This window comes from Vibrio sp. S12_S33, assembly GCF_963889785.1.
Taxonomy (GTDB): Bacteria; Pseudomonadota; Gammaproteobacteria; order Enterobacterales; family Vibrionaceae; genus Vibrio; species Vibrio aestuarianus.
The window spans coordinates 40,035-53,828 of the sequence record NZ_CAWPQZ010000010.1; the positions used below are offsets into that span (position 1 = coordinate 40,035).

Consider the following 13,794-nt stretch of genomic DNA (forward strand, 5'->3'; position numbering starts at 1 on the left):
AACGGAACTATAACAACAGAACCACTAAAGATTAGCCTCGGCCACCTTTAATCGCTTCAATAATTTCAGTGGTTGAACAACCATCTTCAAAGTTGAGCACTTTAACACTACCACCTGCTGCGATAACTTCTTTACCACCAGCGATATCTTCAGGTTTGTAATCACCACCCTTCACCAATAAATCAGGCAAGACTTCAGCAATTAAACGTTGAGGCGTATCTTCGCTAAATGGTACGACCCAATCAACCGCACCCAACGCAGCCAGTACCGCCATGCGGCGATCTGTTGGATTGACAGGACGACCAGGGCCTTTGAGACGTTTCACTGACTCATCAGTGTTGACTGCAACAATCAAGCGATCACCTAATTGCCCCGCATGGTTAAGATAAGAAACATGACCAGCATGCAAAATATCAAAACAGCCATTAGTCATAACAACCTTTTCACCTTTGGCTTGCGCTTTTTTGACCGCTTCAATCAGTGCTTGCTCACCAATTACGCCGTAGTCGGTGTCTTTACTACCATGAACGGCTTCAGCAAGTTCAATGGTTGATACGGTTGAAGTCCCCAATTTGCCGACAACGACACCAGCTGCAGCATTGGCTAACGCACACGCTTCATCCAGTGGTTTACCTGCAGAAACGGAAGCGGCTAAAACAGAAATAACGGTATCACCAGCCCCTGTTACGTCATACACTTCTTTGGCTAAAGTTGGCAGATGGAAAGGCTTTTGACCACGTCTTAGCAGAGTCATGCCATGTTCACTGCGAGTCACCAACAATGCCTCAAGGTCAAACTCTTCGATCAAAGCGAGGCCTTTATCGACCAATTCTTGATCCGATTTTACTTTACCCACCACATGCTCAAACTCAGCCATGTTAGGAGTCAATAAAGTAGCACCACGATAGCGTTCGAAGTCAGCACCTTTAGGGTCAATGAATACTGGTACCTTAGCAGCACGAGCTTTTTGAATCAGTTGCTGTACGTGCTCTAGCGCGCCTTTTGCATAATCAGACAAAATGACCGCTTTCACGTGCGGTAACGCTTGATCCATGCGAGATAAGATCAACTGTGGATCGGTATTTTCAAATTTGTCTTCAAAGTCTAAACGGATCAATTGTTGACCACGGCTCAATACACGCAGCTTGGTAATAGTTGGGTAATTTGGCAACGCAACAAAATCACATTTCACTTTCAATGCAGTTAGTATTTCGGTCAATACTCTTGCTGGTTCATCTATTCCTGTCAAACCTACGATATGCGCGTGGCCACCAAGCGAAGCAATATTCATTGCCACGTTCGCCGCTCCACCTGGGCGCTCTTCGTTATTCTCTACTTTTACTACAGGAACCGGAGCTTCTGGTGAAATGCGCCCAGTAGGGCCATACCAGTAGCGATCGAGCATTACATCGCCAATAATAAGTACACCTGCATCGCTGTAGTCAGGTAGGATTGGTTTCATTGTGGATCTCCAATTTTCGTTATTATGCTGAGTGTAACACAGCTAATAGAGCGCCTAAAACTCTCAACCTAACCACTGATTCCAAACCTCAGTGACCAGTTTCCTTTCTTCAGTAAACTTACTTTCGTCCACATCGGCATCTAAGTTGAGTAAATTGCGATGATGGATTTGGTTGCGCATCGATGTATAAGCCTTCGTCAGTGCTGCCGCCTGCTGCTCTTCCATTACACCTTGCACCAGTAAAGATTCAAAAATACGCACATTATCCGACCAATAGGTTAATTTTGGCTTGTCATAACTAAAACGTAAAATGAGATATTGAGCTAAAAATTCTATATCGGTAATCCCACCAATGTCTTGCTTAAGCATAAAACGTCCGGTTTTTTTGCCCCCCAAGTGCTCACGCATTTTAAGTCGCATCTCGACAACGTCTTGTTTAAGCTTAGTTTCTTCTCTTGGTAGGGATAAGATTTCATGACGCGTTTGATTAAAAGCGTGTTGTAAGGGTTCGTCGCCATAAATGACTCTCGCCCGCACCAGAGCCTGATGCTCCCATGTCCAAGCATCATTGCGCTGATACTCATCAAATGCCTGAGCAGGGCTCACCAGTAACCCGGAGACTCCCGAAGGGCGTAAACGTGTATCGACCTCATAGAGAATACCTGATGCGGTGCGTATAGAAAAAATATGGATGATGCGCTGTGCTAAGCGTAAGTAAAACTGACGTCCATCGATCTCTTTTTGGCCATTAGTATACGAATCGATAGGGCAGTCGTGCATAAATACGATGTCGAGATCTGAGTTATAACCTAACTCCCATCCCCCCACTTTGCCATAACCAATCACAGCAAACCCTTTTCCATCGCGGTCTTTTAAATGTGTGGGCTGCCCATATTTGGCACTGACTTGCAACCAAGCTTGGTGAATGACCGCTTCTACAATGGCTTCGGCAAGATAGGTTAAGTGGTCACTCACTTTCATGACAGGCAAAGCACCTGTGATATCCGCAGCGGCAATACGTAAAATGCAAATCTGTTTAAACTGGCGCAGCGCTTCCATTTGCTGTTCCATATCATCTTCAGGAATACGTGCTAAAAAATCGCGCAATTCGGTTTTGTAAGCCGAAAGTGAAATGGGATTATACAGATGCTGAGGGTCTATCAGCTCATCTAGCAAAATAGGATAACGACTCAATTGTTCAGAGATCATTGGGCTAGCGGTACACAAACGGACCAGTTGGGTCAGAGCGGCGGGATGTTCATCAAGCAACTCTAGATAAGTCGTTCGCGTGACGATTTTATACATCAAATGCAACACGCGTGATAAACCAAACTCGGCATCTGGATGTTGGAAAATAGCCTGAAAAACCTTAGGCATTAAACGATTGAGTACATCACGTCCTCGAGGGCCTAGCGTTTTTTTCGCTAAATCGTTTTTAAACTGAATCAATACCTTCGCGATATCAAATGACTGAGCGCAAGCAAGATCTTGTTGAAGAATGCTATCAATAACATCTGGCTTATGCGCCATATCCCACAATTCATGGAAATGCTTGGCTATCGTATTCTCTTCTTCCTCTTCATCATCGCCAATCAGGGCTGCAAAAACTTGATGGACATTAGCCATGTGCTGTTGAGTGTGAGTCAGTAATACCTGCCAACTCGCACACTGTATTGCGGTCGCTAAACGAAGTTGATCAATATCATTATCGGGCAAAGTTTGAGTCTGTTTATCAGCCATCGCTTGCAATAAATTTTCTAAACGACGCAAGAAATGGTAAGCCTTGCGTAGATGCTCGACCTCTTCTGGCTGTAACAAGGCTAGTTCTTCAATAGCAGTTAACGTTTCGAGTAATCCACGCTGTCGCAGGCTCGGTTCACGACCTCCACGGATCAATTGGAAAACCTGAGCAATAAATTCAATTTCCCGAATACCACCAGCGCCTAATTTAATATTGTTTTGCAACCCACGGCGACGTACTTCGCTGCTGATCATCGATTTCATACGGCGCAATGATTGGATTGCACTAAAGTCAATGTAGCGTCGAAAAACAAATGGGCGCAGCATTTGGCGCAACTCTTGATACTGCGGGTACATTTCACGCCCCATGACCCGAGCTTTAATCATGGCATAACGTTCCCAGTCACGCCCTTGCTCTTGGTAGTAATCTTCCAGAGCTGCATAGCTCATCACCAGAGGGCCACTCTCACCAAACGGACGCAGGCGCATATCAACTCGGTAACAGAAGCCATCAAAAGTGTGCTGATCCAGTGCTTTAATGATTCTCTGACCTAAACGAGTAAAGAACTGAGCATTGGCGATGCTACGACGCGCACCTTGAGTTTCACCATTTTCTGGGTAAGTAAAAATGAGGTCGATATCTGAAGAAAAGTTAAGCTCACCGCCACCCAATTTCCCCATACCAATAATCAACATTGGCTGAGCCTCCCCATCAGTATTAGTGGGTGTTCCCCATTCTAAGCAACACGCTTGATACTGCCACTGATAGGTTTCAAAGATTAGCGCTTCAGCCAAAGCAGATAAGTGCTCTAAACTCTCTTCTAGCGGCCAAGAGGCGGTAAAATCACGCCATGCAATATAGACCATTTCTCGATTACGGAATTGGCGTAATCTGCGATGAAAACTCATTTCATCGTTACAGGCTGCCAGTTGCTTGGCCAGCTCACTGCGGTAGCCATCAAAACGTGACTTATTTTGGTGTGATAACGATTCTGTTTGTGCCGCATCTTCTAGCATATGAGGTAATTGCTGACACAGCACCTCATCACGCTGCAGTGCTTCTCCAATAAATTGACTCAATCCCAGCACGTAAATTAGTTCAGATTTGAGTAATTTAGGCCACTGCTCAATACAAGGTTGTTGTTCTAGAAGCAGCTGGTAAGCAGCTTGAGCGGAAGAGTTAAGTACAGAAGGCAATCGCATGAGGCATCCTTGTATTTTGACATCAATGCTTAAGCACTAGCATCAGTTAATATTTTGCGACGAATTTTTGTTGAGACGATATTTATACCAAACTTGCTGCAATAAAAAACGCCCAACAACAAGAATTGTGGGCGTTGATTCAAGGTTATTACAATATCGGTTTACACTTTGAAGAGGGTAATTTTACGATCAAGCTCTTCAGCATTGTTTTGCATGATTTCCGAGGTTTCGAGCAATTCACCCACCACAGTTACCGACGCTTCAACCAACTCACGAACATTAGTCAAGTTTTGGTCCATCTCTTGAGCCACACTCGTTTGCTGACCTGCAGCCGTCGCTATTTGAATGTTCATGTCATTAATGCGTCGCACTTGGTTGACAATACCATCTAATTCACTACCGGCATTAGTCACTAGTTCAACCCCTTCAGCAGCTTCTACTACGCTTTTTTCCATCAGATCAACTGCTGAATTTGCGCTACTTTGTAATTGCGAAATCATCTCTTGAATTTCAATGGTTGCCTGTTGAGTACGCTGAGCTAGGTTCCTAACCTCGTCCGCAACAACCGCAAAACCACGCCCAGCTTCACCTGCGCGCGCCGCTTCAATCGCGGCATTCAATGCCAATAAGTTGGTTTGCTCTGAAATACTTTGAATGGTTCCAACCACACTACCAATGGCGACAACACGTTCTTCAACTTGGTTAACCGCTTGTGCTGACGCTGAGATATCTTGCGACAACTCACTCATCTTGGTGATGGTACCTTTAACGAAACGCTGCCCTGTCTGCGCCTGCCCTGATGCTTCTTCGGTTAAAGATGACGCCGTTTGCGCGTGTTCAGCAACCGTTTGTACCGTAGAAGTCATTTCACTCATTGCAGTAGCTAGTTGATCAATTTCGTTAAATTCTTCTTGTGCCGACTCTTTCGTTTCTGACATGCTGATTGTCATTACTTCAGTTAAAGCGGCTAATTCTTGGGAAGACTCAATCTGAACTCTGATCACATCTTGCAGTTGACGACGAGTTTTATCGAGTTCACGAGCCACATCACCGTATTCATCTTTGCACACCATATTAATCGGAGTGGAAAGATCACGGCTTGCCATCAGTTTGATTGAATCACTCAAATATTGAGTTTGACGTAACATAATCTTGGCAGCGGCTAAAAGTAATACGACAAAAATAACGATGATTAACGCCGTTTGCCAGATAACTTGTGTAATATAAGCATCATAATGTTGCTGGGCAATATCGAGGTTCTGGGTTACTGCTAATAATGATTGGTAAAAAGTGTGCGCATCCCAAAGCTGTTTGGCGATAATTAACACTGTACTGAACACCATCAGCAGCACCATTTTAGGAACAAGGCGAATATCGGTAATCACTCGCTCCCATGGTTTAAATGCCATTGTAGCCATTGTCAGTTCTCCATTAAGTCTTAGACATTGAATTATTTATAATTTTGCTCACTCTGAGAAGAGGTGCGCTATTTATTTTGAGCTTCGTATGAAAGAAGATAATACCAAAGATGAAACAAAACCGATGAGTTTATTGTCACTGGTCTTGTCAGTGATGGCACTATTTGTGATCTCAGGCTTATTATTTGTTCCAATTGATCATGATACCCGTCAGGTTCTTATCGGATTGGATTTGTTGATCTGTAGCATTTTCATACTACAACTGACTGTAGATTTGATCCGTTCCATAGATCGAGTGCAATATATGAAATTGCATTGGATCGACTTTGTCGCAAGCATTCCAGTTATTGAACAATTACGCTACGCGCGTATTTTCCATATTTTGCGCGTACTGCTCGTTATCCGTTCAGGAAAAACCATTCTCAAGCAATTAATGGCAAATCGAAGAGAAACTACCTTAGCCTCTATTTTATTATTAATGGTAGTACTGCTGACTATTGGGTCAAGTTTTATGCTTTTCCTTGAAGGTAAAGCACCGGATTCCAATATCCACTCAGGAGGAGATGCACTTTGGTGGGCGTTAGTGACGATTTCAACCGTCGGTTATGGTGATCATTATCCCGTGACAGATGGGGGAAAAGTGTTGGCCGCAACGATCATTATGTCTGGCGTTGGGCTCTTCGGCATGATTTCAGGTTTAATTACTTCATTAATTACCTCACCAGATAAGCATCAAACTCGCCGTTCAGAAAATAAAGAAAAACTGCTGATCCAATTGGTTGATCAACAAAAACAGATCCTAGATCGGATCGCTCAAATTGAAACACAACTGTTAGAACAGAAAACTGAACATGATGAAAACAAAAAAGAGACACCATAGCATCTCTTTTTACAGGATTAAAAGTCTAGATTAACGGTGACTACGCCAATAAGGCTCAGCTTCAATACCAATGTTACGGGTTTGCTCCATCGCATGGATAATTGAGTTTTCTTGACGAACCAACCAACGTTTCAATTGTTCTTGTTCATCATCTTGCAGTTTATCGACCAGACTTTCTAATGGTTTGAGCATCAATAAATCATCAATACCTTGTAATAAATCCGCCCAAGGCAAACGAAAATTCTGACGCTCTTCGGCATCATACAGACTTGCAAACCCAACACCGGTATATAAATTGCGCATTAAACGATATTGCTGATCAATATACTCTTGAGGGTTCAGTTCAACTTTGGGAGGAAATACCTCCATTAACTCAGCCCACGTTCGATCCAATTGCTTCACTGAAAAGGCTCGTATATTACCCGCCATTTTGTCTCTTGCTTTCTCATCAAGAAATGGCTGCCATCCACGGCTAAGAATCCAACGACTAAGATCAAGCAGTAAACCCGTGTAACGCGCCGAATTGAGTAACTTGAGCACATCATCACGGCTTGGCAATGCTCCTTGTTGCTCTTTTAATTCTGCGATTAAAAATTTGCGTGCATCGAGCTTACGTAATGCATGGCCTTTATCCTCAAGCAAGTCAGATAAATAGTCATACGTTTTCAACCAAGATAGCTCTTTCTCTAACCACTTCAATTCTTGACGCAGAATCGCACTAGCTCGACGCGGCACAATCCCGCCATAAACTGTGAGTGTTTGACGTAAAAAACTAATCGCATGTTTAATTTCATGCAAAGCAGGAATCGAATCACGTTCAGTATAAATCTGCTCATGACTGTGCCAATGAGACAAGCCATGCTCTAAAGAATGGATAAAGCAGGATTCAACACTATCACTGCTATCAGTGTTAACCAAAGCCAATGGTTTTACTTTATCACCAAGGTAGGCTGAAAATAGACGATAACCTCTTGCCGCTTTGCTCAAATTACCAAGGCGCATACCACCATGTTCACAAAATTGGCGTGCAAGTGTAAACAGAGCGTCGGTTTGTCCCGACTTGAGCTCAAGCTCCACTTCACAAATCGGTTCTTGCTGATCACCAGCGACAACAAAACCTTGATCGAAAGCAACTTCGACCTGGCTACCATCAGCCATACCGATCAACCACTGTTCACGGGTGAAATTAGTCGAGAATAAGGGGATCAATTCTGATTGAAGCGCTTTAACACTTTTACCCGTTGGCCATATATCTTCGGGATGCAGGGCCAGTTTAGGTTCATCACTATTGTGCTCTGCGTTATATTCTGGTCTTTGGTGTAAGCCCGCTACGACTCGCCCGGCTGTTTTCACGGTTTGAACATACACATCATCAAAACGGCGAATACGAAGCCCTGTATCATGCTGACGTAGCCAATTATCAGGCGTATCAAAGTAAATGTTACCCAACTCTCGACAACTGTGCTGAAGTACTTTGAGTTCAGAAATTTTGTATCGTAAAATTTCCGAAAATTGTGGAGAAACAAAAAACTTCAGTTCTATCTCGGTTTCCATAACTAACCCTTTCAAAGCAGATGGTGAAAGAATATTGCCTAATGCACAGTGGGGCAAGTGACAAATATCACCAGAATGATGATCTAAAACAGTTTAAATGAGAGATTGAATGGGTTAACATGCGCGCCTTTATAGCCATCGCTCAACATTTCACCAAGAATGGTGTATGTTCTTTTAAGGTTATATTTTTTAGGTTGAATAACCATGCCAGTAAATACAATTATGGGGTTATTTGCAAAGTCCCCTATAAAGCCTTTGCAACGCCACGTGGTATGTGTGAATGAATGCTGTTCACATCTAGTCAACTTCTTTGAAGTCGCTTCAAAGGGTGATTGGGAAAAAGCAGCTGAAATTCGTGCTCAAATTTCTCATCTAGAGAAAGAAGCTGACGTACTTAAGCGTGAAATTCGTCTTAAACTGCCTCGCGGTTTATTTATGCCTGTTGATCGTACCGACATGTTGGAACTATTGACTCAGCAAGATAAACTCGCAAACCTTGCCAAAGATATTTCAGGCCGTGTTTACGGTCGTCAATTAATCATCCCAGAGCCTCTTCAAGAAAACTTCATTGCTTACGTAAAACGTTGCTTAGACGCAGCAGGCCAAGCACAGAAAGTGATCAATGAGCTCGATGAGTTATTGGAAACTGGATTTAAAGGTCGTGAAGTTACGTTAGTAGCTGAAATGATCAATCAACTGGATGTGATTGAAGATGACACTGACACGATGCAGGTTCAACTACGCCAACAATTGATGGCGATTGAATCAAAAATGAATCCGATCGACGTCATGTTCTTGTATAAAATTCTTGAGTGGGTGGGTGGCATTGCCGATCAAGCACAGCGTGTAGGCGCTCGTCTTGAAGTTATGCTTTCTCGTTCTTAAATCAATAAGTTAACCAAATAACGAAGAGCACTATTTGATACCATCAATTTAGCGTTGATTATTACTCATCGCTGATGGTTTTTTGCGTCATTAAAACGTAAACAATATTGCTCCGCTTGTTATCAAACAACTAGGTATTACGATGGATATCCTTGCGAACTACGGCACTGTCCTGATTATTGTTGCAGCCGCTTTCGGTTTTCTGATGGCTATTGGTATTGGTGCAAATGACGTTGCGAATGCAATGGGCACCTCTGTAGGCTCGAAAGCACTTACCGTAAAACAAGCCATCCTTATTGCGATGATCTTTGAATTTGCGGGCGCATATCTTGCTGGTGGTGAAGTAACCGACACTATCCGTAAAGGTGTTATCGAAACAACTCTATTTGCACACCAACCTGATGTTCTTGTCTATGGCATGATGTCTGCATTACTTGCCGCAGGCACATGGTTATTATTGGCTTCTTACATGGGCTGGCCTGTTTCTACCACTCACTCAATTATCGGTGCAATCATCGGTTTTGCATGCATATCAGTCGGCACAGAAGCCGTCGATTGGAGCAGTGTACAAGGTATTGTAGGGAGCTGGATTGTGACTCCCGTCATTTCTGGTTTCTTTGCGTACTTGATTTTTGTCAGTGCACAGCGACTGATTTTTGATACTGAAAATCCGTTGATGAATGCGAAACGCTTTGTGCCAATTTATATGTTTATCACTACCATGGTTATCGCTTTAGTAACCATTAAGAAAGGCCTGAAACACGTTGGCTTGCATCTAAGTGGCGGTGAAGCTTGGATGTGGTCAGTCATTGTTTCTGGTTTGGTTATGCTAGGCGGCTACCTATACATTAAAAAGAAATTTGCCAACCGCGAAGAAGACCATGGCTTTGCTGGCGTTGAAAGTATCTTCAGTGTGTTGATGGTCATTACCGCATGTGCGATGGCTTTTGCTCACGGTTCAAACGATGTAGCAAACGCAATTGGTCCACTATCTGCCGTTGTTTCCACTATCGAACATATGGGTGAAATTACGGCCAAAAGTACAATTGCATGGTGGATTCTTCCACTCGGTGGCTTTGGTATTGTGGTCGGCCTAGCAACATTAGGTCACAAAGTAATGGCTACTGTTGGTACCGGAATTACTGAACTTACACCTAGTCGTGGTTTTGCAGCCCAGCTAGCAACCGCATCTACAGTGGTATTAGCTTCAGGTACTGGTCTTCCTATCTCAACCACACAGACACTTGTTGGTGCGGTTTTGGGTGTTGGTTTTGCTCGTGGTATCGCAGCGCTTAACCTAGGGGTTGTACGTAACATTGTTGCTTCTTGGATCGTAACATTACCAGCAGGTGCACTGCTCGCAGTTGTGTTCTTCTATGCAATCCAAGCCGTATTCGGCTAACTAAGCGCGTCAATATATTGTAAATACAATGTCATTATTGACTCAAACGCACAGAAAGGGAGGCTTAGCCTCCCTTCTTTGTTGCACCAACTAACGAAACTTCTTAATATTTGCCGAAAGCATTTTTTGATACCTCATCTGATTGTTAAAGGACTTATCGTGAAAAAACTGATCTGCATGGTTCTATTCACCATGTTGGCTGCGCCAACTTTTGCGCAAGACCGCTATATTGCGGACAAACTCTTTACTTACATGCATTCAGGGCCGAGCAACCAGTTCCGAATTCTTGGCAGCATTGATGCCGGTGACAAAGTAAAATTGCTTGATGTAAACAAAGAGTCAGGTTACAGCCAAATTGCCGATGAGAAAGGTCGCACCGGTTGGGTTGAAAGCCGTTTCGTTACTCACCAAGAAAGCATGGCGATGCGTCTTCCTAAACTGGAAAGTGAGCTTGCAGAAGTCAAAGGTAAATTGGCTAATGCACAAAAAAATGCAGACAGTGAGAAGGCTGGTCTTGTTGATTCACTCGAGGTTCGTAATCAACAAATTGCTGAACTAGAACAAAACTACAGTGACATCAGTAAACAGCTCACAGCGGCTCAAACAGAAACTCGTGAGCTTCGTGCAAAGCTCGATACTCAAAAAGAAGACTTACTGTTTAAATATTTCACTTATGGTGGTGGTGTTGCCGGTTTCGGTCTTTTGCTTGGCTTAATTTTGCCACATATTATTCCACGTCGTAAAAAGCACAATTCTGGCTGGGCTTAATCAATTCGATATAAAAATGGTCACTCTTCAGTGACCATTTTTTATCCCTGCCAATCATACAATGCGGGAATTTCAATTCGTTGGTTGCTAAATAGTATGACGGTTGATTGAGGCTCTATCGCAACCAAATTAACATCACTAGTCACCACATCCCCTTCGACCCTCTCGACGCCATTAATCTTGACCCAGCGTTTATCTGCACGGCTAGAATAAACATGTGTCTGAAAGTTCAATGCAGGCAAACGCCCGGCAAACTCATCAGCATGCTCTGTTAATAACACATTTTCACCCGAATACTTTTGCTGCCCCTTGTCTTGTAAGGCAAGCTCGACTCTTTGCACCAACAGGGGGGATAACTGACTGAGATCCACATCCCCAAGACCAAATTCGGATTTTTCACTACTAGAGACTGTAGCCGAACCGTTCTGTGAAACTATGGTTAGATCGGTAGCCTTCTGCTCGCTCTGATTAGAAAGCAGAAAGCTATCCGACGGTTGTGAAGTCAAACGAGGAATCGCTTTTAGCTCGGCAAAGTCAGGATAGTCTAATAACTGGTAGGGCGCACTTTCGGTCACTACACTGGGACCATTTTGAATAAGTTGATCGATTTCATGTAATCGAGCCTGATAACTTTGATACAGCAAGTAGCCAAGACAAGCGAGCGTCGGCATACACAATAGCAGCAAGTTTTTTAGCGACATTAATTTATGTGGTCGAATCGCCATTTTCGGAGAAGTCGAGGTAAACACTACAGGTGCATTTTGCTGATGACTGATTTCTGATTGTTCCAATGCTTTAAGAACTTGCGACATTATATTTTCTCCTCTGTCATCATTAACGCCGGCGCATCTTGCTGAGTCATTAGCTCAAGCTGCCTTAAAGTACGGCTACCAGCAATGCCATCGACATCCATATTCTGCCAACGTTGGAAAAGTTCTACCTTACGCTTTAATGAACTATTAAACTGAACTGACTCAGAAACTGGCTCACCCAACACCTGAGATAATTTTTGATTCAGTATTTGCACATCTATCCCCTGCATACCTAGCTTCAGCGTGCGAGTTAATTGACGCTGCCAAATATAGCGATATTCTCCAGACCACAAATCGAGAAGCTGCGCTCTATCTATTTGAACTCTCTTATCCGCTAAAATGAGCTGCACTTGGTCAGCCACCAGACCGTACAATACCGCATAGCCAGTTGTCTGACCGATATTCAACGTCAGTACAACCGGTAGGCCAATTTTTTCAATATCATCAAGGTTGCCTAGCTCTCGTTGACAATGGAAAAGGCTCTCGATTTCGTTACTGCAAAAGCTATCAACTAAAGCAGCTTGGTATCCCCAAACCTTGTACAAATCACTAACCGCGTCCTCTAGCTGGCTTGAAGCCCGTACATCACTTTCTAACTGAGGACTAGTGACCTGCATAGTGATCGGCTTGGGTAATGCAGGCAATGGAATCTGTTGAGCGATAACACGATCAATTAAATGTGGGCTAAACCAGACGGCTGCGATAGCAATTAACGCTCCAGTAGCAATAACGGTTAAGTTTAGGTAGGGTTTCTTGGTCGCAATGCTTTGAGGAGCTTGGTAAACCGATGACTGAAATTTCATAATATCTTGGCAAGCAGAACGGACGATATCGAAAGAGATTTCACGCACTCCCTGCTGGTAAGCCAACTTTAAGCACGCATCACAGACTAAATTGATAAGCCTAGGAATACCGTGAGTTTGCGCGGCAATCCATTTACTACTCTTGAGATTAAACAGCTCCGGATTACCACCGGCTAATTTCAGGCGAAAATGAATATAGTGCGCGGTTTCTTCTTCATTTAATGGCAGTAAGTGGTAACGCCCAGTGATACGTTGTGCCAACTGGCGTAGTTGCGGTAATTGCAGTTTTTGCTGCAATTCAGGCTGTCCAATCAGCAACACTTTGAGTAATTTTCGACTGTCTGTCTCAAGGTTAGTCAATAGCCGTAATTGCTCGAGCACATCCGCCGCGAGATGCTGTGCTTCATCAATCACAAGCAGTGTATTCACACCTTGTGCATGGTTGTTTAGCAGAAATTGATAAATAGCCTGGCTTAACTGTTTTAAACTCGCAGGCTGCTGATATTGAATCGCAAACTCATCACATATCGCTTCGAGCAACTCAATATCTGAAAATGTCGGATTTAAAATAAACCCAGCCCGCGTCTTGTCATCTAGAGCCGCCAACATGGCGCGAGCCACCGTCGTTTTTCCCGTGCCCACTTCACCAGTTAATAACGCAAAGCCTCCACCTTCACCCAGCCCTGCCTGTAAATGCTGTATCGCTTCACGATGACGCTGACTCAAAAACAGGTAACGAGAGCTCGGTACAATTGAAAACGGGTGCTCATTGAAAGCAAAATATTCCTTATACATTATCTCGTCTCTATCATTTCAGTGTTAGGAAAAGTACCATTGCTAACATCAATCGCCAATGGCATTTCTGTA

General features: G+C 43.5%; 10 protein-coding genes. 4 read left to right on the plus strand and 6 right to left on the minus strand.

Going from position 1 to position 13,794, the window contains the following annotated elements; translation table 11 throughout:
* Nucleotides 1-31: 31 nt before the first annotated feature.
* The 3 genes from hldE to AACW06_RS06815 form a co-directional block, all read right to left on the minus strand.
* Nucleotides 32-1,462, minus strand: a complete 1,431-nt coding sequence (gene hldE, locus AACW06_RS06805; RefSeq protein ID WP_192074515.1) for a bifunctional D-glycero-beta-D-manno-heptose-7-phosphate kinase/D-glycero-beta-D-manno-heptose 1-phosphate adenylyltransferase HldE — start codon at nucleotides 1,460-1,462, stop codon at nucleotides 32-34.
* Nucleotides 1,463-1,525: 63 nt separating this feature from the next.
* Complete coding sequence (gene glnE, locus AACW06_RS06810) at nucleotides 1,526-4,405, minus strand: bifunctional [glutamate--ammonia ligase]-adenylyl-L-tyrosine phosphorylase/[glutamate--ammonia-ligase] adenylyltransferase (RefSeq protein ID WP_192074516.1); 2,880 nt, start codon at nucleotides 4,403-4,405, stop codon at nucleotides 1,526-1,528.
* Between the two features lie 161 nt (nucleotides 4,406-4,566).
* Nucleotides 4,567-5,823 carry a methyl-accepting chemotaxis protein gene (locus tag AACW06_RS06815; RefSeq protein ID WP_192074517.1) on the minus strand — a complete coding sequence of 419 codons (1,257 nt, stop codon included), beginning with the start codon at nucleotides 5,821-5,823 and terminating at the stop codon, nucleotides 4,567-4,569.
* 88 nt (nucleotides 5,824-5,911) lie between these two features.
* Here AACW06_RS06815 and AACW06_RS06820 point away from each other — a divergent pair, with 88 nt between their 5' ends.
* Nucleotides 5,912-6,703 carry a potassium channel family protein gene (locus AACW06_RS06820; RefSeq protein ID WP_192074518.1) on the plus strand — a complete coding sequence of 264 codons (792 nt, stop codon included), beginning with the start codon at nucleotides 5,912-5,914 and terminating at the stop codon, nucleotides 6,701-6,703.
* 30 nt (nucleotides 6,704-6,733) lie between these two features.
* Here the strand turns inward: AACW06_RS06820 and AACW06_RS06825 are convergent, their stop codons facing one another.
* Nucleotides 6,734-8,257, minus strand: a complete 1,524-nt coding sequence (locus AACW06_RS06825) for a CYTH and CHAD domain-containing protein (protein WP_192074519.1) — start codon at nucleotides 8,255-8,257, stop codon at nucleotides 6,734-6,736.
* A 204-nt stretch (nucleotides 8,258-8,461) separates the two neighbouring features.
* Between AACW06_RS06825 and AACW06_RS06830 the strand changes: the two genes are divergently transcribed.
* The 3 genes from AACW06_RS06830 (at nucleotide 8,462) to AACW06_RS06840 (ending at nucleotide 11,312) form a co-directional block, all read left to right on the plus strand.
* On the plus strand, nucleotides 8,462-9,142 hold the full coding sequence (locus tag AACW06_RS06830) for a TIGR00153 family protein (RefSeq protein ID WP_053310747.1): 681 nt from the start codon (nucleotides 8,462-8,464) through the stop codon (nucleotides 9,140-9,142).
* A gap of 142 nt (nucleotides 9,143-9,284) precedes the next feature.
* Nucleotides 9,285-10,544, plus strand: coding sequence for an inorganic phosphate transporter (locus AACW06_RS06835; RefSeq protein ID WP_192074520.1), 1,260 nt, complete (start codon nucleotides 9,285-9,287; stop codon nucleotides 10,542-10,544).
* 159 nt (nucleotides 10,545-10,703) lie between these two features.
* The gene (locus AACW06_RS06840; protein WP_192074521.1) at nucleotides 10,704-11,312 is read left to right on the plus strand and encodes a TIGR04211 family SH3 domain-containing protein; all 609 of its coding nucleotides are present in this window, start codon (nucleotides 10,704-10,706) and stop codon (nucleotides 11,310-11,312) included.
* Nucleotides 11,313-11,353: 41 nt separating this feature from the next.
* Here AACW06_RS06840 and AACW06_RS06845 read toward each other — a convergent pair whose 3' ends face one another.
* Together AACW06_RS06845 and AACW06_RS06850 are read right to left on the minus strand one after the other, a co-directional pair.
* The gene (locus AACW06_RS06845) at nucleotides 11,354-12,124 is read right to left on the minus strand and encodes a general secretion pathway protein GspB (protein ID WP_192074522.1); all 771 of its coding nucleotides are present in this window, start codon (nucleotides 12,122-12,124) and stop codon (nucleotides 11,354-11,356) included.
* On the minus strand, nucleotides 12,124-13,722 hold the full coding sequence (locus AACW06_RS06850) for an ExeA family protein (protein ID WP_192074523.1): 1,599 nt from the start codon (nucleotides 13,720-13,722) through the stop codon (nucleotides 12,124-12,126). The genes AACW06_RS06845 and AACW06_RS06850 overlap by 1 nt, the downstream gene beginning before the upstream one ends.
* Nucleotides 13,723-13,794 lie beyond the last annotated feature (72 nt).

Bases quoted from the DNA above. Each gene is read 5' to 3' on its own strand.
- glnE (WP_192074516.1), bottom strand. From the start codon at position 4,405: ATGCGATTGCCTTCTGTACTTAACTCTTCCGCTCAAGCTGCTTACCAG.
- hldE (WP_192074515.1), bottom strand. From the start codon at position 1,462: ATGAAACCAATCCTACCTGACTACAGCGATGCAGGTGTACTTATTATT.
- AACW06_RS06825 (WP_192074519.1), bottom strand. From the start codon at position 8,257: ATGGAAACCGAGATAGAACTGAAGTTTTTTGTTTCTCCACAATTTTCG.
- AACW06_RS06830 (WP_053310747.1), top strand. From the start codon at position 8,462: ATGCCAGTAAATACAATTATGGGGTTATTTGCAAAGTCCCCTATAAAG.
- AACW06_RS06835 (WP_192074520.1), top strand. From the start codon at position 9,285: ATGGATATCCTTGCGAACTACGGCACTGTCCTGATTATTGTTGCAGCC.
- AACW06_RS06820 (WP_192074518.1), top strand. From the start codon at position 5,912: ATGAAAGAAGATAATACCAAAGATGAAACAAAACCGATGAGTTTATTG.
- AACW06_RS06815 (WP_192074517.1), bottom strand. From the start codon at position 5,823: ATGGCTACAATGGCATTTAAACCATGGGAGCGAGTGATTACCGATATT.
- AACW06_RS06850 (WP_192074523.1), bottom strand. From the start codon at position 13,722: ATGTATAAGGAATATTTTGCTTTCAATGAGCACCCGTTTTCAATTGTA.
- AACW06_RS06845 (WP_192074522.1), bottom strand. From the start codon at position 12,124: ATGTCGCAAGTTCTTAAAGCATTGGAACAATCAGAAATCAGTCATCAG.